This window comes from Phytomonospora sp. NPDC050363 (genome assembly GCF_040655735.1).
GTDB lineage: Bacteria > Actinomycetota > Actinomycetes > Mycobacteriales > Micromonosporaceae > Phytomonospora.
The window spans coordinates 244,407-266,483 of sequence record NZ_JBFAKK010000007.1; the positions used below are offsets into that span (position 1 = coordinate 244,407).

The 22,077-nt window shown below is 71.0% G+C and carries 26 protein-coding genes; 9 read left to right on the top strand and 17 right to left on the bottom strand.

Translation table 11 applies throughout. The features are described from left to right. Positions 1-51: 51 nt before the first annotated feature. The 5 genes from AB0I28_RS20875 to AB0I28_RS20895 are packed head-to-tail and all read left to right on the top strand — an operon-like array spanning position 52 to position 3,812. Positions 52-543: a GNAT family N-acetyltransferase gene (locus tag AB0I28_RS20875; protein ID WP_357495610.1), complete on the top strand. Its 492-nt coding sequence runs from the start codon at positions 52-54 to the stop codon at positions 541-543. A gap of 34 nt (positions 544-577) precedes the next feature. Continuing rightward, positions 578-1,414 carry a 3-keto-5-aminohexanoate cleavage protein gene (locus AB0I28_RS20880; protein ID WP_357495612.1) on the top strand — a complete coding sequence of 279 codons (837 nt, stop codon included), beginning with the start codon at positions 578-580 and terminating at the stop codon, positions 1,412-1,414. A 52-nt stretch (positions 1,415-1,466) separates the two neighbouring features. Next, complete coding sequence (locus AB0I28_RS20885) at positions 1,467-2,423, top strand: asparaginase (protein WP_357495614.1); 957 nt, start codon at positions 1,467-1,469, stop codon at positions 2,421-2,423. A gap of 14 nt (positions 2,424-2,437) precedes the next feature. Then, the gene (locus AB0I28_RS20890; protein ID WP_357495616.1) at positions 2,438-2,812 is read left to right on the top strand and encodes a hypothetical protein; all 375 of its coding nucleotides are present in this window, start codon (positions 2,438-2,440) and stop codon (positions 2,810-2,812) included. A 58-nt stretch (positions 2,813-2,870) separates the two neighbouring features. Continuing rightward, complete coding sequence (locus AB0I28_RS20895; RefSeq protein ID WP_357495618.1) at positions 2,871-3,812, top strand: aldo/keto reductase; 942 nt, start codon at positions 2,871-2,873, stop codon at positions 3,810-3,812. A 6-nt stretch (positions 3,813-3,818) separates the two neighbouring features. Here the strand turns inward: AB0I28_RS20895 and AB0I28_RS20900 are convergent, their stop codons facing one another. The 8 genes from AB0I28_RS20900 to AB0I28_RS20935 all read right to left on the bottom strand — a co-directional run bounded on the left by AB0I28_RS20900 (position 3,819) and on the right by AB0I28_RS20935 (position 9,395). Then, positions 3,819-3,956, bottom strand: coding sequence for a hypothetical protein (locus AB0I28_RS20900; RefSeq protein WP_357495620.1), 138 nt, complete (start codon positions 3,954-3,956; stop codon positions 3,819-3,821). 8 nt (positions 3,957-3,964) lie between these two features. Then, positions 3,965-4,762, bottom strand: a complete 798-nt coding sequence (locus AB0I28_RS20905; protein ID WP_357495622.1) for a type II CAAX endopeptidase family protein — start codon at positions 4,760-4,762, stop codon at positions 3,965-3,967. Between the two features lie 171 nt (positions 4,763-4,933). Continuing rightward, positions 4,934-5,497, bottom strand: coding sequence for an NAD(P)H-dependent oxidoreductase (locus AB0I28_RS20910; RefSeq protein ID WP_357495624.1), 564 nt, complete (start codon positions 5,495-5,497; stop codon positions 4,934-4,936). A gap of 49 nt (positions 5,498-5,546) precedes the next feature. Beyond that, on the bottom strand, positions 5,547-5,870 hold the full coding sequence (locus tag AB0I28_RS20915) for a LuxR family transcriptional regulator (protein ID WP_357495626.1): 324 nt from the start codon (positions 5,868-5,870) through the stop codon (positions 5,547-5,549). 107 nt (positions 5,871-5,977) lie between these two features. Then, a complete protein-coding gene (locus AB0I28_RS20920) occupies positions 5,978-6,721 on the bottom strand; it encodes a Clp protease N-terminal domain-containing protein (protein ID WP_357495628.1) in 744 nt (247 codons plus the stop codon). 69 nt (positions 6,722-6,790) lie between these two features. After that, positions 6,791-7,765 (bottom strand): MFS transporter, encoded by a 975-nt coding sequence (locus AB0I28_RS20925; RefSeq protein ID WP_357495630.1) that lies wholly within the window; start codon positions 7,763-7,765, stop codon positions 6,791-6,793. Next, positions 7,687-8,043 carry a hypothetical protein gene (locus AB0I28_RS20930; RefSeq protein WP_357495632.1) on the bottom strand — a complete coding sequence of 119 codons (357 nt, stop codon included), beginning with the start codon at positions 8,041-8,043 and terminating at the stop codon, positions 7,687-7,689. The genes AB0I28_RS20925 and AB0I28_RS20930 overlap by 79 nt, the downstream gene beginning before the upstream one ends. A 101-nt stretch (positions 8,044-8,144) precedes the next feature. After that, entirely contained in the window at positions 8,145-9,395 is a 1,251-nt protein-coding gene (locus tag AB0I28_RS20935) for an MFS transporter (RefSeq protein WP_357495634.1), read from the bottom strand. 211 nt (positions 9,396-9,606) lie between these two features. On the opposite strand from AB0I28_RS20935, the gene AB0I28_RS20940 reads away from it, so the two are divergent. After that, positions 9,607-10,821, top strand: coding sequence for a lipase (locus AB0I28_RS20940; protein ID WP_357495635.1), 1,215 nt, complete (start codon positions 9,607-9,609; stop codon positions 10,819-10,821). A gap of 251 nt (positions 10,822-11,072) precedes the next feature. On the opposite strand, the gene AB0I28_RS20945 is transcribed toward AB0I28_RS20940, so the two are convergent. The 6 genes from AB0I28_RS20945 to AB0I28_RS20970 all read right to left on the bottom strand — a co-directional run bounded on the left by AB0I28_RS20945 (position 11,073) and on the right by AB0I28_RS20970 (position 15,906). Further along, positions 11,073-11,675: a thymidylate kinase gene (locus AB0I28_RS20945; protein WP_357495637.1), complete on the bottom strand. Its 603-nt coding sequence runs from the start codon at positions 11,673-11,675 to the stop codon at positions 11,073-11,075. Continuing rightward, positions 11,672-13,195, bottom strand: coding sequence for a chromosome partitioning protein (locus AB0I28_RS20950; protein WP_357495639.1), 1,524 nt, complete (start codon positions 13,193-13,195; stop codon positions 11,672-11,674). Before AB0I28_RS20950 ends, AB0I28_RS20945 begins: the two co-directional genes overlap by 4 nt. A gap of 89 nt (positions 13,196-13,284) precedes the next feature. Then, a complete protein-coding gene (locus AB0I28_RS20955) occupies positions 13,285-14,121 on the bottom strand; it encodes a hypothetical protein (RefSeq protein ID WP_357495641.1) in 837 nt (278 codons plus the stop codon). Between the two features lie 65 nt (positions 14,122-14,186). Then, entirely contained in the window at positions 14,187-14,450 is a 264-nt protein-coding gene (locus AB0I28_RS20960) for a hypothetical protein (protein ID WP_357495643.1), read from the bottom strand. Next, positions 14,429-14,641, bottom strand: coding sequence for a hypothetical protein (locus AB0I28_RS20965; RefSeq protein ID WP_357495645.1), 213 nt, complete (start codon positions 14,639-14,641; stop codon positions 14,429-14,431). The genes AB0I28_RS20960 and AB0I28_RS20965 overlap by 22 nt, the downstream gene beginning before the upstream one ends. Before the next feature lie 107 nt (positions 14,642-14,748). Then, positions 14,749-15,906 carry a monodechloroaminopyrrolnitrin synthase PrnB family protein gene (locus AB0I28_RS20970; protein ID WP_357495647.1) on the bottom strand — a complete coding sequence of 386 codons (1,158 nt, stop codon included), beginning with the start codon at positions 15,904-15,906 and terminating at the stop codon, positions 14,749-14,751. A gap of 160 nt (positions 15,907-16,066) precedes the next feature. Here AB0I28_RS20970 and AB0I28_RS20975 point away from each other — a divergent pair, with 160 nt between their 5' ends. Together AB0I28_RS20975 and AB0I28_RS20980 are read left to right on the top strand one after the other, a co-directional pair. Next, entirely contained in the window at positions 16,067-17,359 is a 1,293-nt protein-coding gene (locus tag AB0I28_RS20975; protein WP_357495649.1) for an adenylosuccinate synthase, read from the top strand. A gap of 81 nt (positions 17,360-17,440) precedes the next feature. Then, positions 17,441-18,808 carry a hypothetical protein gene (locus AB0I28_RS20980; protein ID WP_357495651.1) on the top strand — a complete coding sequence of 456 codons (1,368 nt, stop codon included), beginning with the start codon at positions 17,441-17,443 and terminating at the stop codon, positions 18,806-18,808. A gap of 56 nt (positions 18,809-18,864) precedes the next feature. Here AB0I28_RS20980 and AB0I28_RS20985 read toward each other — a convergent pair whose 3' ends face one another. Further along, on the bottom strand, positions 18,865-19,185 hold the full coding sequence (locus AB0I28_RS20985) for a helix-turn-helix domain-containing protein (RefSeq protein ID WP_357495653.1): 321 nt from the start codon (positions 19,183-19,185) through the stop codon (positions 18,865-18,867). Between the two features lie 813 nt (positions 19,186-19,998). On the opposite strand from AB0I28_RS20985, the gene AB0I28_RS20990 reads away from it, so the two are divergent. Continuing rightward, complete coding sequence (locus AB0I28_RS20990) at positions 19,999-20,688, top strand: winged helix-turn-helix transcriptional regulator (protein WP_357495655.1); 690 nt, start codon at positions 19,999-20,001, stop codon at positions 20,686-20,688. Here the strand turns inward: AB0I28_RS20990 and AB0I28_RS20995 are convergent. Both AB0I28_RS20995 and AB0I28_RS21000 read right to left on the bottom strand, forming a co-directional pair. After that, complete coding sequence (locus tag AB0I28_RS20995; RefSeq protein WP_357495657.1) at positions 20,666-21,103, bottom strand: Ohr family peroxiredoxin; 438 nt, start codon at positions 21,101-21,103, stop codon at positions 20,666-20,668. The genes AB0I28_RS20990 and AB0I28_RS20995 overlap by 23 nt on opposite strands. 146 nt (positions 21,104-21,249) lie before the next feature. Beyond that, the gene (locus AB0I28_RS21000; RefSeq protein WP_357495659.1) at positions 21,250-22,053 is read right to left on the bottom strand and encodes a hypothetical protein; all 804 of its coding nucleotides are present in this window, start codon (positions 22,051-22,053) and stop codon (positions 21,250-21,252) included. Positions 22,054-22,077 lie beyond the last annotated feature (24 nt).

Here is a 22,077-nt window from a genome sequence, read left to right on the forward strand (position 1 = left end):
CCCCCCGAAAACCGGTGCCGCCGCGATGATCGACTCAGGCATGATGGCGCGATGACCAAGCCCCCCGTGACCATCCGCAAGGCCACCGCCGACGACGATGACGCCCTCAAGGCCGTCGAGGCGGTCTCCTGGGACTCCAGCAGCGGTTTCCCCTCGATGCGCGAGCCCAAGGAGACCTTCTTCAACGAGCGCGTAGGCCCCGAGCGCTACCTGCTCGCCATCCACGACGACCGCGTCGTCGGCTACTCCCGGCTCATGCCGAAGACGCCGATCCCGGAGAACGCCCACGTCCTGGGCGTCTTCGGGTTGGCCGTGATCCCCGACGCGCGCGGGCTCGGCGTCGCCTCGGCGCTGCTGGAGGCCTCCGCCGACGAGGCGCGCAAGCAGGGCTGCCGCAAGCTCAGCCTCCAGGTCTTCGCGACCAACCACGCCGCGCAGAAGCTCTACGCCAAGCACGGCTACGTCGTCGAGGGCGTCGCCAAGGATGAGTTCCTCATCGACGGCGTCTACGTCGACGACATCATGCTCACCAAGGTCCTCTAGCCGCGCGCCGGGCGCGCCTGGCAGGATCATGACCATGCCAGCAACGACGCTGATCACCGTGGCCCCCACCGGCGCCGAGACCGACAAGTCGAAGGTCCCCGCGCTTCCCGTCACCATCGACGAGCTCGTGGCGACCGCGGTCGCCTGCGAGAAGGCGGGGGCCGCGGTCATCCACGTGCACATCCGCGACGACGACGCCAAGCCCAGCCTCGACCTCGGGCGCCTCAAGGCGACCGTCGACGCCCTGCGCGACGCGACGAACCTCATCGTCCAGCTCTCCAGCGGCGGCTCGGTCACCGACCCCGAAGAGGACCGCCTGCGCGTCCTGGAGGCCGCGCCGGACATGGCCTCCTGCACGATGGGGACGGTCAACTTCGGCCCGGACGTGTTCATGAACCGCTGGGACTTCATCGTCGAGCTGCACGAACGCATGCAGGCGGCGGCGGTGGTCCCCGAGTACGAGATCTTCGACATCGGGCACATCGCCTCGCTCGGGCGTCTGCTCGACAAGCACGGCCTGCCCTTCGGCGGTCACGTGCACATCGACTTCGTCCTCGGCGTCCCCGGTGGCGCGCCCGGCACCGCCGAGACGGTGATCGCCGCCAAGCAGCAGATGCGCGAGCACCTCCCCGCCGGCGCGACCTTCGCCGCGACGGGAATCGGCCGCTCGACCCTGCCCGTCATGCTGGCGACGCTGGGCGCCGAAGGGCACCTGCGGGTCGGCATGGAGGACACGCTCACCTACGCCAAGGGGCAGCCGGTCAGCGGAAACGCGCAACTCGTCGCCCGCGCGGCGGGCCTGGCCAAGATCGCGCAGCGTCCCCCGATGGACGTGGATTCGGCGCGGGCGATGCTGGGTATCAGATCGTGAGCTAGTTCGCGAAGACTTGCCCGCGATCTTCACCGAAAGATACGTTTCAACCGTGGTTTACAAAGGTGGCGCTCCCATAGCCGAGGTCGTCAGGTCCGGATTCGTCGAAGGCCTGCACCGCGGTTCGATCGTGCTGCTCGACGCACGCGGCGACGTCGCCTACGCGGCCGGGGACATCGACGGACCGGTGTTCCCGCGCTCGGCCAACAAGCCGCTCCAGGCGGTCGGCATGCTCCGCGCCGGCCTGCCCCTGCCGGCACCGGCCGACCTGGCCATCGCCGCGGCGAGCCACTGGGGCGAGCCCTTCCACATCGCCCGGGTCCGCCGGATCCTCGTCGGCGCCGGTCTCACCGAGACCGACCTGGCCTGCCCGCGCGACCTCCCGGTCGACGCCGCGGCCCGCGCGGCCGTCATCGCCACCGGCGGAGGCGCGACGCGGCTGCTGATGAACTGCTCGGGCAAGCACGCGACCATGCTCGCGACCTGCGTCGCGGCCGGCTGGTCGACCTCCGACTACCTCGACCCGGGCCACCCGCTCCAGAAGGAGATCGCCCGCACGGTCAACGACATGGTCGGCGAGCCCATCGCCGCGACGGGCGTCGACGGCTGCGGCGCGCCCCTGTTCGCCTTCAGCCTCACCGCGCTCGCGCGCTCTTTCGCGGCGCTGGTGTCGGCCGAGCCGGGCAGCAACGAGCGGGCCGTCGCCGACGCGATGCGCGCCAACCCCGAGCAGGTCGCCGGCACGCGCGGCCACGACACGCGCTTCATGCGGGCCGTGCCGGGCATGCTGTCGAAGGTCGGCGCCGAAGGCGTGTGGGCCATGGCCATTCCCGGTGTCGGTGCTCTCGCCGTCAAGATCGACGACGGTGCCCGCCGCGCCGCGCTTCCCGTGGCCGTCGAGGGACTCGCCCGCCTGGGCGTCACCGGCGACGAGCTCAGCAAGGCCGGCGAGGCGATCCTCTACGGGCGTGGGGTGCCGGTCGGCGCCGTCCGCGCGACCCTTCCCTAAGGAGCCCTGCGGGCATGCCCCAGATCGTCGTGTCCTACTCCGACACCATGCTGCGCTTCCTCGACCGCGTGGCCTTCGCGCGTGAACTCCATCACGAGGCCGCCAAGATCATCGACGCGCCCCTCGACGACTTCAAGACCCGTTTCCTGCCGATCGAGACGTGGGTGATCGGCGACCACGAGCAGGGCGAGCAGCTCGTCCACGTCGACTTCGCGATCCTGACCGGCCGCAACGAGGAAACCCGCGCCGAGCTGGCCCGCAAGACCCTCGAAGTACTGCGGGCGGGCCTGACCGACGACGTCACGGACGACGTTGCGGCCAGAGTGCACCTGACCGTCGAGGTCCGCGAGATGGACCGGCCGGCCTTCGCCAAGCACATCACCACTTGACCTGGAGCGCACTCCAGATGCGACCTTGGGACTCCCCAAGATCTGCGAAGGAAACTCCATGACCGTCAAGCTCGCCCTCGGTGTGATGAACTTCGGCACGACGACCGACGAGGAGACCTCGGTCGCCCTGCTCGACCGCTTCGTCGAGGCCGGCGGCACCATGATCGACACCGCCAACTGCTACTCCTTCTGGTCCGACGACAGCGGCCTGGGCGGACAGAGCGAGGAACTCCTCGGCCGCTGGTTCGCCGCCCGGTCGGGCGTGCGCGACCGCGTCGTGCTGAGCACCAAGTGCGGTGCGGAGCCGACCGAGGCGCACGGCGACTGGCCCGCCAACCGCGAGGGCCTGGGCACCGCCGCGATCGGGGAGGCCCTCAAGGCCAGCCTCAAGCGCCTGGGCACCGACCGCGTCGAGTACTACTGGGCGCACATGGAGGACCGGCGCGTTCCCGTCGAGGAGACCGTCGCCGCCTTCGGCGCACTGGCGGCCGAGGGCCTGGTCGGCAAGCTCGGCGCCTCCAACCACGCGACCTGGCTGGTCGAGCGGGCGCGCGCGATCGCCGCCGCGCAGGGCGTCGCCGGGTACACCGCGCTCCAGCTCTCGCACTCCTACGTGAAGCCGCGCCCGGAGGCGGGGAAGCTGTCGGGCCACCGCTTCGGCTTCTTCACCGACGAGACCATGGACTACGCCGTCACCGAGGGCCTTGAGGTGTGGGCCTACAGCCCGCTGCTGGTCGGGTCCTACGTGCGCGCCGACCGCCCGCTCCCCGAGTCCTACGACCACCCCGGCACCACCCGCCGGCTCGCCGCGCTGGCGAAGGTCGCCGACGAGCTCGGCGTCACCCGCAACCAGGTGGTCCTGGCCTGGCTGACCGGCGGCGAACCCAACGCCGTGCCGATCGTCGGCGTCAGCAGCGTCGCACAGCTCGACGAGGCGATCGCCGGCGTCGCGCTGGAACTGAGCCCCGAGCACCGCACGGAGCTCGACGCGGCGGTATAGGGCTCGTCACTCGGCGACGAAGTCGAAGCCGTAGTGCAGGTCGGTTCCCGGGGGCGGCAGGCCGGGCGGCAGGCGGGCCAGCCGCCAGGTCGTGTCGGGGTCGCCGCCTCCGGCGGCGGTGTGCAGTTCCCGAAGGGCGTCCACGACGCCGCCTAAGTGGACAGTGCCCACAGGCCGGCGACGGCGATCACACCGAGGCCGTTGGTCGCCCAGTGCAGACCGGCGGCGGCCAGCAGGCTGCCGCTGCGCCTGCGCAGTTCGCACAGCAGGAGACCGGCGAGCCCGGTGAACAGGACGACGGCCGTCAGGATCGCGATCTTGGCCAGGCCGCCGGTGCCGAAGACCTCGATGACGGCCTGGTTGCGCTCGCCGAGCTTCAGCGAGGACAGGATGTGCCAGGCGCCGAAGAGCATCGAGGAGACGCCCGAGGCCCACCACACACCGCGGTGCTTGCCGACCAGGCCGAACAGCACGCCGCGGAACGCGACCTCTTCGAGGAGGATCGTGCCGAGCGGGATGAAAACGAAGGCGGTCATCAGCGCCGCGCTCGGGTGGAGCTGGTAGCGCATGTCGATGAACGCGTCGCGGGAGAAGGGGAGCGCCACGCCGAGGGCGTAGATCCCGCCGACGAACATGACCGAGGCCAGCGCGTACAGGGCGCCGCGCGCCCAGGTCTTGCGGCCGAGGCCGAGGTCGTGCCAGGAGAGTCCGTGCTTGCGGGCCAGCACGATCAGCCAGACGGCGGCGATCGGGCCCGCGATCAGTCCGGAGTTGACCGGACCGAACTTGCGGAGGATGTTCACCGCGATCAGGGTTCCGAGGACCACCGCGAGAGTGATGGCGAAGCGGCGGTGGCGGCCCCCGAAGAGGGCGGCGCGCACGCGGTCGGGGATGGACCGGGGTGCGATGGCGAGGTCAGGTGTCGCGGGAATCGTCTGTGTATCAAGCACTAGATGCGAAGCTCCGTGTACCGGGGACGGCTGCCGGGGAGTGCGTCAGCCTGGGACAGTACACGACGAAACCGTGGACGAAGCTGGTGCATAGGCGTGCGGGCCGGACATTCTCGCCCGGCCGGGTGAGCCTTGGGGGGCCGTCCGGCCCACCCGCCGGGGAGTCGAAAATCAGAAGGCGACGTACGGACGGTCGGCGCGCGCGGTCCGCAGAGCCTGTGCCCACCAGCCGAGTTGTTCGAGGAGCGCCTGCGCGGCGCGGTTGACCGACTCGGGGTCGCGTGGCTCACCGTTCTCGTCGAACTGCGCCCAGGCTCCATGGAAACTCACAGTTTCGCGGATGGTGACCGCGTGGAGTTCGGAGAAGACCGGGCGGAGCGCCTCGACGGCCCGCAGGCCGCCGGAGATGCCGCCGTAGGCGACGAAGGCGACGGGCTTGCCGCGCCACTCGGCGCCGACGGAGTCGATGGCGGTCTTGAGTGGGCCGGGGAAGCTGTGGTTGTACTCGGGGGTGACCACGACGATCGCGTCGGCCGCGCCGATCCGCGCGGTGAAGTCGGCGCTGGGCGCCTCGTCCTCGGCGAGGTCGATCACGTCGGGCTTGATGTCGTCGCGTTCGTTGATCTGGCCGCTCAGCCAGTTCTTCACGACCGGTGCGAAGCGGCCCTCGCGGACGCTGCCGACGATCACGGCGAGCTGGTAGCGCTCGGCGGTTTCCCGCGTAGATGTGCTCATGGAGCGCAACGTTAAGACCTCAACTCCCCTTGAGGTCAAGCCCAGTGGGCTATGTCTCCGTGACCGCGGTGAGCAGGACGACCGCGTCGTCGGTGGCGGTCAGCGAATGGCGCTTCTGGGGAATCGCCTCCAGCTGGCCGAGCGACACCTTCATCTCCTCGCCGTCGGCGCTCGTGACGCACACGCTGCCGTAGAGGACCTGGAGGCTCGCGGCGGCCGGCGCCTCGTGCTCGTCGAGCGACGAACCGGCGGTGAGCGCGATGATCGTCTGGCGCAGTGGACCGTCGTTGACCAGCAGATGCGCGCTGCGGCCACGCTCGTCGGCGTAGGCCTTCTCGATGTGCTCACGGATGAGCAGGGGCAGATCGTGCATGCGGGGCCTCCGGCGCTCGGGTGCCTTGTGGATACCCGCCGATCGTCGCAGTTAACCGGAAGCGGGGTGCGGAATTTCTGGTTTGCGCGACCCCGCCCCGGTTTCGGTCACTCGGCCCGCGCCTGCGCGACCTTCGCCAGCGCCGCGCCGATCCAGTCCTCGGCACGTTCGCGGGTCACCCCGAGCGCGTCGAGTGCCTCGGCGCCCGGGCCGCCCTTGTCGCGCATGAGGCCGAGGAGCATGTGCTCGGTGCCGATGTAGTTGTGGCCGTAGCGCAGCGCCTCGCGCAGGGTCAGGTCGAGCACCTTGCGCCCGTCCTTGCTGAAGGGGATGTGCTCGCCCGGCTCGCCCGGCTCGGCGGGGTGGGCTTCGAGGACGGCCGCGCGGACGCGGTCGGCGTCGGCGCCCTGGTCGGCCAGCGCGAGGGCGGCCAGGCCCTGGCCGTCGGCGACCAGCGCGAGCAGGATGTGGTCGCCGCCGACCTCGTCGTGCCCGTAGGTGCGCGCCTCGACGGCCGACTGGACGGTCACGCTGCGGGCGCGGGCGGTGAAGCGCTCGAAGGCGCCGCTGAGCTTCGACGGGAGGTCGCCCTCGTCACCTTTGTCGCCCTTGTCGACGAACCGTTTCTGGGCGGCCTGCTTGCTGACGCCCATGTACTGACCGATCTCGCTCCAGGAGGCGCCCGCGCGCCTGGCCTGGTCGACGAAGTGGCCCATGAGGTGGTCGGCGACCTCGTCGAGGTAGACGCCGAGTTCGGCCGCGGTGGACAGATGGTCGAGGGGGCCGCCGGGCTGCTGGCTGACGTACTCGATGAGGTCGCCCAGCCGGACGGGGTACTTTTCGATTCCCATGCGTCAACCATAGGTTGACGCATGGGAATCGTCAACCTCGGGTTGACGGAAGCCGCAGGTTCCGCTGCCCTAGGCCGCGGCGGGCTCCAGGACTGGTTCGGGTCGCGCCGGCGGCGCCAGCCTGCGCTCCCGCGAGCGCTCGGCGAGGAGGTTCCCGCCTGCCGAGGCGAGGCCGATGAAGGCGGCCAGGAGCCACCATCCGGCGCCGAGGTACTGGAGCGCCAGGCCGCCGAGAACGGGCGCGGTCAGCGTCGCCGCCTGGTAGGACAGCGAGAAGGCCGCCTGGTAGCGGCCGCGCATCTCGGCGGGGGCGAGGTCGGCGACGGTCGCGGAGTTGGCCGGGGTCTGGAGCATCTCGCCGATGGTCCACACCAGCACGGTGAACATGAAGACCGGCACGCCGGTGGCCAGGCCGGTCAGCCCGACCCCGGCGGCCCAGAACAGCGAGGCCAGGGCGAGCACGCGGGTGCGGCGGGCCCTGCCGACCAGGCGCGGCACGAACAGCTGCCCGACGACGATGATCACGCCGTTGGTCGCGATGATCCAGCTGTACTGCTGCTCCGACAGCCCCACGCCGGTGACCTGCAAGGGCAGCAGGACCTCCAGCGAGGACATCAGGAAGGCCGGCAGGAAGGTCAGGCCGACGAAGGCGAGGAACACGCGGTCGCGGGCGATGGTGCGCAGCGCCCCGCGCGGCTGGGCGCCGCGGGCGGTGTCGGGCACCGGCACGAGCGTCGGCTTGGTCTCGGGTACGAGGAACAGCACGATCAGGCCGGTCGCGGCGATGGCGGCGGCGTTGACCATGAAGATGAGCCGGTAGTCGTAGTGCGCGACGACGCCGGCCAGCAGCGCCGCACCGGAGAAGCCGAGGTTGATGGCCCAGTAGTTGAGCGTGTAGGCGCGCATCCGGTCGGCGGGCGGGATCAGGTCGGCGATCATCGCCGAGAAGGCCGGCCGGGCCAGGTTCAGTGCGGCGCCCATGGCGCCCAGCAGGAGCCCGATCGACCACTTGTCGTCGGTGAAGGACAGCGCGAGCAGGACCACGACGGCCAGGAAGTTCGACAGCAGCAGCGTCTTGCGGCGGCCCCAGCGGTCGCGAGGACCCCGGCGACCTGGGTGCCGATGATCGCCCCGGCGCCCTGCGCGGCGATGAGCAGCCCGACCTCGAAGGGCCCGAACTTGCGCACGACCGACAGGTAGAGGGTCATGTAGATGACCACGAAGGAGCCGAGCCGGTTGATGAGGGTGACCAGCCACAGGTGCCAGAAGGCGCGGGGCAGGCCACCGGTGGTGTCGCTGAACCAGTTGCGTGCCGCACGCATCGCGGGCCTCCCGGGGTAAGGACTGTCGAGAACAACAGTCATTACACGTCCGGGAGGCCCGCGATGTCGCGCGCTTAAGCGGTGAGCCTGCTTACAGCCGTCTAGGCGGCTTTCACGGCGTTGGCGGCCGTCAGCGCGGCCCGCTCCCGGGCGGCGCGCTCGCGTGCCGGGCCGGTCAGCAGGTGACCGGCGGCGGCGCCCACGCCGACCAGCGCGACGATCAGCCAGTGCCAGTCGCCGAGGTACTGGAGGGTGAACCCGCCGGCGGTCGGCGCGACGAAGGCCGCCGCGGCGAAGGTCACGCTGAACACGCCCTGGTAGCGCCCGCGCATCGGACCGGGCGACAGCTCGGCGATGATCGTCGCGTTCGGCGGCGCGGCCAGCATCGAGGCGACCGTCCACACCAGAACGCACGAGACGTACAGCGCGAAGGTGTCGGCGAAACCGAGCAGTCCGAAGCCCAGGCCCGAACCGGCCAGCGACACCGCGAGGACCTGCGCCTTGCCGAAGCGGTCGATCAGGCGGGGCACCGCCAGCTGCCCGGCGACGACCAGGGCCGTCCCGATGGCCAGCGCCGTCCCGAACTGCGTCTCCGACAACCCGTCGGCCGTCATCGCCAGCGGCAGCGTGCTGCTGGTCTGCGAGAACATCAGCGCCTGCATGAAGGTCAGGCCAACGAACAGCATGTAGGGCCGGTCGCGCAGGACCCGGCCGAGCGTCCCGCGATCGGGCTCGGGCTCGCCGGTGACCACGTCGGTGCCGCGCGACAGCGACTCCCTCACCCCGAAGAGCACCAGCAGTCCCGCCGACAGCGCGCTGAGGGCGTCGAGGGCGAACAGCAGCGGGAAGGAGAAGGCGGCGAGCAGGCCGCCCAGGAGGGTCGCGGCGCCCATGCCGAGCGTCTGCGCCCAGTACATGATGTTGAACGCGCGCGAGCGCTCCCCGGGTTCGACGACGTCGGCGATCGCGGCGACCGAGGCGGGCCCGGCCATGACGCTGACGAAGCCGAGGATCGCGACGAGGCCCGCGATGGCGAAGACGTTGTCGACCACGACCAGCACCGACAGGACGACGGTCGTGGCGAACATCGAGGTGACGATGGTCTTCTTGCGGCCGATGCGGTCGCTGAGGACACCGCCGGTGAGCATGCCGCCGATGGCTCCGGCGCCGTGGGCGCCGACGACGATGCCGGTCATGCTCGGGGACAGGCCGCGCTGGTCGGTCAGGTAGATCGTCATCATCACCATGACGAACCCGCCGGTCTTGTTGATCAGCAGCGAGGTCCAGATGATCCAGAACTGGTACGGGAGGCGGGGCGGCTTGGTGCGCGGCGAAGAGGCGCGGCGAGGCAAGGGGGACTCCGTAAAGAATGTCGCCTGGGGGTTGGCGAAGCTGACGTTACGGCTCCCCCGAGGGGACACAACGGGATCTTCCCGACCGGTGGATCACCGCGTTTAGTCATCTTGGTCACTGGGCCTCCCATGGAAGGTGGGCCCAGGTCCCCCCGCGATAGGCGCGTTGGGTCCACTGTCGACTGCCGAGGTCACCCATAACGTTTCGGTCATGAAGACACGAACGAAAGCCCTGGCCACCGCCTCGGCCGCGGCTCTGCTCCTGGCCACGCCGGGGCTGGCGGCCGCCGGTCCGCGCCATTCCGATCGCGGTGACCTCATCGCCGGGACCTTCGTGCGCACCGTCGGTCTCGAAGAGCTGCGCGACGGCCTCGCCGAGGAGGGCTTCGACAACGCCACCGTCCGCTACACCGTCGACCTCTACCGCCTTGAATACGCCACCGTCGACGCCGAAGGCGAGCCGACCACCGCCAGCGGCCTGCTCGCACTGCCGCACAACCGCGACCGCAAGCTCACCGCCGTCTCCTTCACGCACGGCACCGAGAGCACGAAGGTCGGCGTCCCCTCCCTTCCCGGGGACGTGTGGGACCAGGCTCCCTCGTGGACCTACGCCTCGGCCGGGTTCGCCGCCGTCGCGCCCGACTACCTCGGCCTGGGCACCGGCCCCGGCCTGCATCCCTGGATGGACCTCCCCTCGGCGACCACGGCGTCGATGGACATGCTCCGCGCCGCCGACGAGAAGGTCGCCGACCTCGGCCGCCGTCTCGACCGCGACGTCATGGTCACCGGCTTCTCACAGGGGGCCTCGGCCGCGCTGGGTCTCGCCCGCGTCCTCGACGAGGGCCGCGACGACGCCGGCCGCCACCGCTTCGAACTCGGCGCGGTCGCCGCCATCAGCGGCGCCTACCACCTCGGCGGCGAGGAGATCCCGGCCCTGCTCGCCGGGGACCTGCACCCCAAACTCAGCGTCATCTACACCGCCTACCTGCTGGTCTCCTGGGACCGGCTGCACGACCTCTACGACTCGACCTTCGACGTCTTCGAGAAGGACTACGCCCCCACCGTCGAGGGCCTCTTCGACGGCTACACCAGCGGGGAGGACCTGTTCAACGGCCTGCCGAACAGCGTCGACGAGCTGCTCACCGACGAGGGCGCGGCGCTCCTGGAAAACCCCCGGGGCGAGTTCGCCGACGCGCTCGCCGCCGCCGACGCGCAGTGCGCCGACTGGCGCCCGAAGGCTCCGGTGCGTCTCTACGTGACGCCGACCGATCTGGAGGCCGCGCCGTCGAACACGGAGGCCTGCCGCGCCGACTTCGCCGACGAGCGCAAGAAGGTGACCGTGGTGAACGTCGGGGACACCGATCACACCGACTCGAACAAGCTCGGCACCGCCGACGCCGTCCGGTGGTTCCTGGCGCTGAGCTGACCCAGCGCCGAAAGGTGCCCGGAGGCGGGGTTTCCCGCCTCCGGGCACCTTTTCGCGCGTGGGTGAGTGGGTGAGTGGGTGAGTGGGTGGGTGCGTGGGCCGCCCCCAACGACCCGCAACCCACGCCGAGGACCGGGTCCAGGGACGGAGTCCCTGGCAGGGTCCGGGACAGCGTCCCGGCGGGGGTGCTGGGGGCGGAGCCACCCAGCCGGTCGAACGCCGGGAACCCAACCGAGCCGAGTGCGGTCCCCCTACAACCTCCCCAACGCCCCCCGCACCGCCTCCCGCATGTCCCCCTGCACCGTGTCGAACTCGCCACCCGCGTCGACCACCGTGAAGCCCTCGTACTCCGGCAGCGAACGATAGGCGTCGCGAAAGCCCGTCAGGAACTCCAGACTCTCCTCGTCCACCCCCCGCCTCTTGATCCGCTGCTGCGCCTCGGCGGGCTCCACGTCCAGGTACAGCGTCAGGTCCGGCACCGGCAGCTCTCGGTTCAGCCGCCGCAGGACGTCGACGTTCCCCGCCCCGAGCACCCGCGCCGCCGCGTACTGACAGAACGTGTACCGGTCGACAACCGTCACCGGGGCCGGCTCGACGAGTGCGTCGTGCAGCGCCGCCAGGCGCGCGCCGGCGGCCAGCAAACGCATCGTGTCGGCGTCGAGCAGCTCGGTGTGGTCGTTGAGGCCGTCCTCGACGGCGATGCGGTCGAGGGCGCGCCGGACCGGCAGCAGCGTCTGGTTCGGCACGTACCGCACGTGCCAGTCCCAGGCGCGCAGCCAGCCGGCGAGCTCGTGCGCCTGCGAGGTCTTCCCGGCGCCGTCGATGCCGACGACGGCGATGAGGACCGGTCTCACAATCCCTCGGAGACCGCCGCGGCGATCTTGAGCCAGGCGTCCTTCGTCGCCTGGGAGAGCATCGCGTAGCGGATCGGCTCGCCGGAGTCGAGGAGCTTCTCGTAGGGGGCGAGCAGGACCTGGCGGGTGCGGGCGGCGAAGTGGCGCTGCACGGCCGGCAGGTCGAGGTCCTTGCGGTGGGCGGGCATCGACACGACCGTCACCGCGCGGCGGACGAGGTCCTGGCGGCCGGTCTGTTCGAGGTGGTCGAGGGCGCGCGCGGCGGTCTCGGCGGAGTCGTTGCGGGCCGACATGGTGACCACGAGCTGGTCGGTGGCGTCCATTGACGACTGCCAGTTGTGCGCGCGGACGTTGTTGCCGGTGTCGACGACGATCAGCTTGTAGAAGCGCGAGACGATCTCGCGGATCTCGCCGAAGGCGGCCGAGGTGAGCATCTCGCCGGCGGTCGCCGACTCGTCGGAGGAGAGCACGTCGAACATGGCCTCGCCCTGCGCGCGAACGTACTGGGAGAGATCGCCGACACGTCCGGTCGGGCCGCGGAACTGGTCGATGTCGCGCAGGAGGTCGCGGACGGTGCGGACGTGGAAGTCCTGCTGGGCGCGCATGCCCAGGGTGCCTTGCGTCTCGTTGTTGTCCCAGGCGAGGACGTAGCCGCCGCGCCGCTGCCCGAAGGTCATGGCGAGCATGAGGACCGCGACGGTCTTCCCGGCGCCGCCCTTGGGGTTGATGACGGTGACCTGGCGCAGGCCGCCGAAGTTGCGGCGGACCATCTCCACCGCGCGGCTGACGTCCTGCTCCTTGCGGCTGGGGCCGAGTTTCGCGGCGCCGAAGGTGGCCTTGCGCAGGACCGCGCGAAGGCCCGTGGTCGCCACCGGCTGCGGGGGCTTGACGGCGCGGCGCAGGGCGAACTCGTCGGCGGTGACCTGCTGGTGCTCAAGGGATCCGGGCGTGTCCGGGTAGGGGACGAGTGCCTGGCCCGGGGGAGGCTGGTGCGCGGGGAAACCCGACACGGGTGCCTCGGGGGGCTGGGGCGCGTACTCGTGCGGCGGCGCGTACTGGGAGTGCTGCTGCTGGTACTGCCCGGAGTGATGCTGTTGCTGCTGCGCGGGCGGCTGGGCGTAGTCGGCCAGCGGCGGGTCGACCTGCTGCGAGTAGGGCTGCCCGAACTGGGAGGGCTGCGGCTGCGGCTGGTAGATCGCCCGCTGCGGCGGCTGGTAGGCCGGCGGCTGCGGCGGGACCTGGAGGGGGTGCTGCGGTGCCGCGGTGGGGACCTGCGGGAGTTGCCCGGTCGGCTCGTCGAGGGCCGGGTGGGCGCCGTTGTGCTGGGGGACCTGGGCGACACCGTGCGGGTTTCCCTGGTGCGCCGGTGGCCGTTGACCGGCCGGCGGGCCGCCCGCCGGCGGACCGAACGGGGACCACTGGACGGTGGTGCCCTCCTCGATCTCGGCTTCGTCGGCCGGCGCGTGCGCGGGCGCTGGCTGGTGGGATGCGGTCTCGTGCTCGGTGTGCGGCCTGTCCACCGGGCGCTCCTCGGGAAAGAGTGGCTGGTACCTGCCGATTGTTGCGCATCAAGTCCAGTGCCGACACCGGACGGCCCGGACTGAGATCGTCACGTGACGTAAACGGCCGCCGCTTCGCGTTCGTTCCACCACGTTCTCTTGCGTGCGAGGGTGCCCACGACGCCGTCGTCGATGTAGGGGACCTCGGATCCGGGCGTGATCGCGACCGCGCGACCCCGGGCGCGTCGCACCTCGATCCTGATCTTGCGGCGGATCAGGCCGCGCTTGACGACGGGCACGGCGACGGCGACGTCGAGGGCGCCGTCGGCGGGGTCCGGGTCGGTCAGGGGAAGGCCGTCGACGCTGGCGTAGCCGGAGGCGTTGGCCACGACGCAGGTGAGGATGCGCTGGGTTCCGTCGGCGAGGATCAGGTCGTCGACGGCGATCTTGCCGAACCACGGCGTGTCGCCGCCGCCGAGGCGTACACCGTGGACGGTCGCCGAGCCGCCGTCGTGGCGGAGCAGGTCGATGCGGCGGGTCCGTCCACCCAGGACGGCCGCGGCGACGTCGGCGGGCGACGTGGGCAGGCCGAGTGCGGCGACGAGGTCGGGGGCCTGCGCGAGGGGGAGGATCCCCAGCGTCGGCAGGTCGGGGACGGTGCGGCCGGCGGGCATGTCGTCGGGGCGCTTGCTGGGCGGCGGGGCGAGGATCTTCACGGCCCGGCGCCAGATCGCGCGGACCTGCGCGTCGGTGTCGGCGGCCAGGACGAGCGCGGCGCCCGAGGCGGCCGTCTCCTCCAGGATCGCGTCGATGCCGGCGTCGTCGACGGCCTCTTCGAGCCGGACGGTCGCGTCGCCGTTCTTGAGCGCGTCGGAGCAGGCCAGGACCTGGGTCCGCGGGCCGCAGCTCGGGGCGCCGTCGGCGAGGCTGAGCAGTACAACGTCCACGGGGTGAGGGTATGCCCGCCCACGGCAGAGGGCCGGGGAGGGTGGCCGGGTGGTCGCGCGGGCCACTAGGCGCCGCCCACCCCACCGCCCCAGACGTACTGGAACTGCTCCCACGGGCCGACCGTGCTCGCCCGCGCCCGCAGCATCCCGTAGCTGCCGCCGGCGTAGCCCAGCTCGGCCGAGACCACGCTGTCATCGATGTAGGGCATCGCGATCTCGAGGACGTCGGAGTAGTCGTCGGGGGAGATCGAGGTGATGAACATCGATGACCAGCCCACGTCGGCGGGCAGGACGTTCGCGCAGAGCATCATGTGTTCGTCGCCCAGCACAGCGCCGACTCCAAAGGCACCCCCGCCACCTCCGCCAGCTTCGCCCGCTGCGCCTCCAGCGCCGGGCTTCCCGTGCCGAGCGGCACTCGCGGCGGCTTCGCGACCGGGGCCGCGCCGGCGGTCGGGGTCGTGGCGAAGACCAGCCCGGTGGTCAGGACGGCGAGCATGACCGTCCGCGGAAAACGCCGCATGCCGGGCCTCCTTCGGGCCCGACAGCCGGGCACTTCGTCGACGCTAAGGCGTCGGCGGCCGCGTCCGGCGAATTCCCGCGACCTGCTTCCCGCCGGCCGGTGATGCGCTATCCGACCAGTTCGCGCAACCGGTCGAGCCGGGCCTTCGCCGTTCCCGGCCGGTCGCGGGCGGCGCGCAGGTCGCTCAGGTGCGACAGGTGCGCCACGACCACGTCGAGGGGTGGCCCGCTGGCCGACATGGTGCTCATTCGCTCGGGCGGCGCCTGGGTGGCGGGCGCGACCAGGAACGGCAGCACCAGACGGTGGTGGTGGAACGTGTAGGCGGCGCCGTGGGCGCGGCAGACGGCGAGGAACGCCTCGGCGTTGGCCTTCAGCGACCCGGTGGCCGGGCCGTCGCCGACCTCGGCGAGCAGACGCGTCAGCAGCGAACCGGGGCCGTCGGCAAGGGCGATCGCCCGGCGGGTCGCCTCGGCGTCGCCGGGCGGCAGGTAGGCGTCCTTCTCGGCCATGAGGTGCAGGTAGAACGGGTCGCGGGGGCCGACCAGGCCCAGCAGCAGGTCGATCTCGTTGACGCCGGAGAAGTCGCCGGCGTTGACGCCCCGAAACTCCATCCCGCCGACCCGGTGGGGCTTGAAGTAGGGCCGGATGTTGTAGAAGAAGCGCTCGGTGTCGAGGTCCTCGGCCAGCGCGCGGTTGAAGGCCAGCACGTCGCCGAGGGCGGCGGCGGCGCTGTCGAACAGGTACGCCGCCGACGGGTTCGACACGCCCATCGACGCGATCGGCCGCAGCGCCTCGGCCGCGCGCTGGTAGGCGAGCACCCCGAGGGTGTTGTAGCGGATGAACGCGGCCTCGTCGGGCAGCGTCGTGAAGGTGATGAACTCGCCGTCGACGGCCGTGTTGTACAGCGACTGGTGCGAGAACACGAAGCGCGGCGCCACTCCCAGCGTCGAGCCGAGCAGGCGCGCCAGAGTCCATGCCGGCGCCAGCGTGGAGGCGTCGCCGGTCTCGTGGCGGCGGCAGGCGGCGAGGTGGAAGCCGACCAGGCCCAGGAGGCGGTAGCGGTCGGCGGTCGCGGTGGGCAGGTCGCTGATCCGGTCGATCAGCGAAACGCCTTCGAGCAGGATCTCCTGCTTGACCTTGTCGAGCCGCGGACCGCCGAGGATCTCGGCGCGTTCGGCGAAGTAGGCCTCTTCGAGGAGGGTGTTCGCCTCGGCGAAACGCCCGCGCAGCCATGCGTCGTAGGCCTCGATGGGGGTGTGGGGCACGAACCATGTCTACCAGCCCGTGGCGCAGATCATCCCGTGTGCACAGTGCCGGGTCCGTATCGTTGAGGGACCGCCCTGGTCACACCGCCCAGGTGACGGCCTGATCAGCCACCCCATTACCCTTGGTCGGTAATCGGGTGTCACCCGGGAAGGCGAAGAGATGCCAGCGATCGTGCTCGTCGGGACCCAGTGGGGCGATGAGGGCAAAGGTAAGGTCACCGACCTGCTCGGCGAGCGGATGCACTACACGGTCCGCTACCAGGGCGGCAACAACGCCGGTCACACGGTGGTCACCCCCGACGGGGAGAAGTACGCCCTGCACCTGACGCCGACGGGCATCCTCACGGCCGGGTGCGTTCCGGTCATCGGCAACGGCGTGGTCATCGACCCCAAGGTGCTGCTGCACGAACTCGACGGGCTCGCCGCGCGCGGCGTGGACGTCTCCCAGCTCAAGATCTCGGCCGACGCCCACCTGATCATGCCGCACCACCGGGCCCTCGACCGCGTCGTCGAGCGCTACCTCGGATCGGCGCGGATCGGGACCACCGGGCGCGGGATCGGCCCGACGTACGGCGACAAGGTCGGCCGCGTCGGAATCCGCGTGCAGGACCTCCTCGACCCGAAGATCTTCCGGCAGAAGCTCGAACTGGCGCTGCGGGAGAAGAACCAGGTCCTGGTCAAGGTCTACAACCGCAAGAAGATCGACATCGACGCGGTCGTCGAGGAGTACATGGGGTACGCCGAGAGGCTCATCCCCTTCATCACCGACACGCGTCTCCTCCTCGACGAGGCCCTGACCCGTGGCGACTACGTGCTGCTGGAGGGCGCGCAGGCGACTCTCCTCGACGTCGACCACGGCACCTACCCGTTCGTGACGTCGTCGAACCCGACCACGGGCGGCGCGTGCGTCGGCGCGGGGATCCCCCCGACGCGCATCGACCGGGTCATCGGCGTCATCAAGGCCTACACCACCCGTGTCGGCTCCGGCCCCTTCCCGACCGAGCTGTTCGACGACAACGGCATGCACCTGCTCAAGGTCGGCGGCGAGTACGGCACCACCACCGGCCGCGAACGCCGCTGCGGTTGGTTCGACGCGGTGATCGGCCGCTACGCCGTGCGCGTCAACGGCATCACCGACCTGTTCCTGACGAAGCTCGACGTGCTGTCGTCGCTGGACAAGGTGCCGATCTGCATCGGCTACGACATCGACGGCGAGCGCCACGACGAGATGCCGATGACGCAGACCGCGCTGCACCACGCCACGCCGCTGTACGAGTTCCACGACGGCTGGTGGGAGGACGTCTCGGAGTGCCGCCGCTTCGAGGACCTGCCGAAGAACGCGCAGTCCTACGTCGAGCGCCTTGAGGAGCTGTGCAAGGCGCGCATCTCGGTGATCGGTGTCGGGCCGGCCCGGGACCAGAACGTGATCCGGCACGACCTGCTGTCGGCGTAAGGGTTTTTCAGGTTTCGCGGACCCCGGGGCGAAGGCTCCGGGGTTCGTTCGTGTGCGGGGGTGGACGTGCGGGGAGTGGCGGTGAACCCGGCGGCGCCGGCGGAGGTGCTGTTGCGGCTGCTGCTTCCGGAGGCGGCGCGGGGGTCCTGGTGGTGGCTGTTCCACCGCCGGGCGCCCTTGCCGGAGGCGGTGTACGACGCGATGGTCGCGCACCCCGACACCGACGTGCGCGTGCACCTCGCCGAGGGCTGGTACGTCCCGGCGGCGCAACGCGCGCGCCTTGTCGACGATCCGTCGGCTCGCGTGCGAGCGTTCCTCGCCGCCGGGCCGCAGCCGTTTCGCGAGCCGGTCGAGGATCTGCCGGCGGCGGTCTACGAGCGGCTGGCCGCCGACCCGGTGGCGCGGGTCCGCTCGGCGGTCGCGGGAGAGTCGCCGATCGGCGCCGGGCTGCGGGAGACCCTCGCCGCCGACCCCGTTGCGGAAGTCCGGGCCGCCGCGATCTCGGCGTGGCCCGACCCGCCCGAGGCCGTCGTCGAGCGCCTGCTCGCCGACGGAGACGAGGGCGTCCGGCGCGCCGCGATGCCCAAGGCCTGCGGCCGCAACCCCGACTTCAGCGACCTGCTGCTCGAAGGCCCGATGCTCGTCCGCGCGAAGGCCATCGACGACGGGATGCTGCACCCCGCGACCGCCGAACTCCTCGCCGCCGACGACGGCGAGTGGACGCGCGCCGCCGTCGCCGCCAACCCGAGCCTCCCGGAGCACCTGGTCGAACGCCTCGCGGCGGACCCGTCCCGGCACGTCCGGCTCGCGGTCTCGATGCGGCCGGAGCTGAGCGAGTCGCGACGCATGGCCGTCGACGTGCGGGTCCGTCCCTTCGACCGGCTCCATTCGCCCGGCTGGGTCGTGCGCGGGTTCGCCGACCCCGAGCTCATGCGGGCCTGCGCGGCTTCGGCGCACATCGGCCTGCGCCGGGCCGCCGCCTGTTCACCGCACCTGCCGTCCGACGTGGCCGCCGCGCTCGCCGCCGACGCCGACCCCGTCGTGCGGCTGCTGCTGTGCGAGAACCATCCGGACGTGCCGGGCGAGCTGCTGCTGAGCACGTTCCTGGAGGCGCGGGTCGTCACGCGCGGGGCCCTGCTGCGGAAGGCGAGCTTCCCGCGGGCCGGGCTCGCCGCGCGCTTCGGTGGCTCACCCGACCCCGAGGAGGCGATGCTGGCGCTGCTGGACCCGGAGGTGCCGGATGCGGTGGTGGACCGGCTGAGTCGCGATGAGGACGCGGGGGTGAGGGGCGCGGCCGCCGCGCATGCGGGGTTGGGGGTCGAGCGGGCGCTGGAGCTGCTGGGGGACCCCGACGCCGAGGTGGCGACGGCGGCGGCGTCGAATCCGGGGGTGCCGGTGGCGGTGATGCACCGGCTGCTGGACGAGGCGGGTGTGCCGGGGATGGGGTGAAGGCCGAACGGTCGCGTCCGTGGCGGGCTTCGCCGGGCCGCGCGAAGTCCTGCGGTTCAGGGGGTGCCGGCTTCGCGCTCGGTGTTGATGCGCTGGGCCTCGGTGAGCTGGTCTTCGAGGATGATGATCCGGCAGGCCGCTTCGAGCGGAGTGCCGCGGTCGACGAGTTCGCGGGCTCGTCGGGCCAGGCGTAGTTGGTAGCGGGAGTAGCTGCGGTGCCCGCCGCTGGAACGCTGTGGCGAAATGAGGTCGGCGCCGCCCAGACTGCGAAGGAACGCCTGGGTGACGCCGGCTAGCTCGGCGGCCCGGCCCATCGAGTAGGCGGGGTAGTCGTCGTCATCGAGTTTGTCGGTCGTGCCGGCGCCCGGGGGCGTCATGTGTGCTGGTTGTCCCATAGAACCTTCCGAACGCGGCGAGGGGCCCCGGCGCGCAGCGCGCCGGGGCCCGGAATCGTTCAACACCATCTACCGGTGGATACCGACCGGTGTCATCGTGCGCGCCGACCGTGAAACGGTGGGGCGCGATCGCGTAGTCGTGACCGTGGACCACGTTCGTACCCGTGGAACCCCGGTGTCCGCGCGCCGATATCTCAAGCGAGCGCGGGCGATCTGACGACGGCGTTGGAACTCCTTTCCCATGACTTACCGAAAACACCGCGGCCCTACTCGCTGACCGCCTTGGCCTGGTCCGGAGGAACTCATCGGTCCGATATCCCCGGCCTGTACACGAACTGGTCCTTCTGCTTTCTGACGAGCGGCCTGGAAGTACGCCACCCCTTCGGCCACCGCCAGAGCCCTCATCTCGAACTCGGCTCTGACGCGCGTGACCCTGCGATCTCAACCGGCACGTGCGACTCACACTTGCCGTGGTACGTGTCGTTCGACTTTCACTTCCACGGCCACCGGTCGTGGCCGTCGGCAGCGCCATCGTTCGAAGCCCTCTTGATTTCCTGGCTTCGACCAGCCTGACCTGCCAGTTCATACTTAACGGGCAACTAGTCTCTGCTGCCCCGCATGGACTCTCTCGCGCTTCAACGAGAGGAAATCTAACACGCTCCAAAACCAATGTCTACCGTGACCGCTGAAGATTTTCGCTTCGTCGAGGGCGAGGAATTCCGCCACCCCGAAATGAGCATCCGGTACCCGCCGCCCACTTCAAAAACCCACACCCCCCGCTCTAGAATCCGAACCATGAGCCGTCGCTCCTACAACCAGTACTGCGCCACCGCCCACGCCCTCGACATCGTCGGCGAGCGCTGGACCCTCCTGCTCGTCCGGGAGCTCCTGACCGGGCCTCGGCGCTTCGGCGACCTCCAGGCGAACCTTCCCGGCATGGGCACCGGCCTGCTCGCGGCGCGTCTCAAGTACCTGACCGAGGAGGGCGTCGTCGCCCCCGTGACGCTTCCCGCGCCCGCCAACACGCCCGCGTACGCGCTCACCGAGGCGGGCCATGCCCTCGGTCCCGCGGTCCTCGCGTTGGCCGACTGGGGCATGACGTGGGCGTTGGGGCCCCGGGCCGAGGGGGAGGTCTACCGGGCGGGGTGGGCGGTGCTGGCGATGCGGTCGGCGTTCGTCCCCGACGCGGCCGAGGGCGTGGCCGGCGTCTACGAGTTCCGGGTCGCCGACGAGGTCTTCCACGCGCGCGTGGAAGACCGGTCGGTGGAGACGGTGCACGGCCCCGCGCAGCGCCCCGACGTCGTCCTCACCGCCGCCGACGGCGACACCTTCAAGGCGCTGCTGCTGGGCGGCGTGTCCTTCGCCGACGCCGAGAGGGAGGGCCGCGCCACCGTTGCCGGTGATCGCGGCCTCCTCGACGTGCTGGTCTCGCTGTTCGACTGGCCGCAGCCGCGCGAACGCGTCAGCTCAGCTCGACCCCGTTGACGCTGAGGGCGACGGCGATGTTCCCGCGCGTGGCGTTCGAGTAGGGGCACAGCTGGTGGGCGGTGCGCACGAGCTTCTCGGCCTCGGCGGCGTCGGGGATCGACGGGAGGGTGACGTCGAGGGCGGCGCCGAGTTCGAAGCGTCCGCCGCCGGCGGGCACGAGGCTCACGCGGGCGTCGATGACCGCGTCGGCGGCCTCCACGCCTTCCTTCTTCCCGACGAGCCCGAGCACGGCCTCGAAGCAGGCGGCCCAGCCGACGGCGAACAGCTGCTCGGGATTGACGCCGTCACCGTCCCCGCCGAGTTCCTTGGGCATCGCCAGGCGTACGTCCAGTTCACCGCCGGGGGTGGTGCCGCGGCCGCCGTCGCGGCCTCCTTCGACGTGCGCGAGCGCGGTGTAGACGGGCTTGGTCATCGCGAACTCCCTGCTTAACTTAAATCAAGTGAGTGCTTCCTGTTTTTGAAGCAGGCTCAGCCTAAGCGGATGCCGCCCGGGAAGCAAGCGCAGGGCACGGCGAAGCCCGCCCAGGGGCGGCCCCTGGGCGGTGCGGTCGAGACGTCCTACAGCCCGTTCGGCTCGTTGCGCGCCGTCGCCGGGTGGATCGCGATCAGCCCCGACTTGCGTCTGGCCTGGCACAACTCCACCAGCCGCTCGTAGGCGGGCTTGCCGATCAGCTCGGCCAGCTCCGCCGCGTACGACTCGTACAGCGCCACCTTGCTCGTGTGCGCCTCCGGCGCCGACGTGCACCACCAGTGCAGGTCGTGCCCGCCTTCGCCCCAGCCGCGCCGGTCGAACTCGGTGATGATCACGACCTGCTTCTCGGTCCCGTCGGCGTGCCGGACCTTGTCGTAGTCGCGCTTGATCGGCAACTGCCAGCACACGTCCGGCTTGTACTCCAGCGGGTGAACCCCGTCGCGGAGCGCCTGGGCGTGCAGCGCGCATCCGAAACCGCCGTCGAAGCCCAGGCGGTTGTGGAAGATGCAGGCCCCGTCGACGGTCGCGGTGCGCAGCGCCGGTTCGGGCTCGCCTTCCTCGTTGTCGAGCTCGTCGGTCTCGGTCGCGTCCTTGAACCTCGGCCGGTAGTGCTGCCAGGTCTCGGGCGTCAGCCTCGCCGCGGCCTTGCGCACGCGCTTGACGTCGTCGGTGTCGGTGAAGAAGGCGCCGTGCGTGCAGCAGCCGTCGGCGGCGCGGCCGGCGTTGATGCCGTGGCAGCCTCCACCGAAGATGCACGACCAGCCCGACAGCAACCAGGTCAGGTCGGCGCGGATGAGGATTTCCGGGTCGTCGGGATCGAGGAACTCGATCCACTCACGCGGGAAGTCGAGGGCCACCTCGTTCTTACGCGGATTGTCCGCAAGTGTCACCGCTCAAGCGTACGTGCTGCGCAA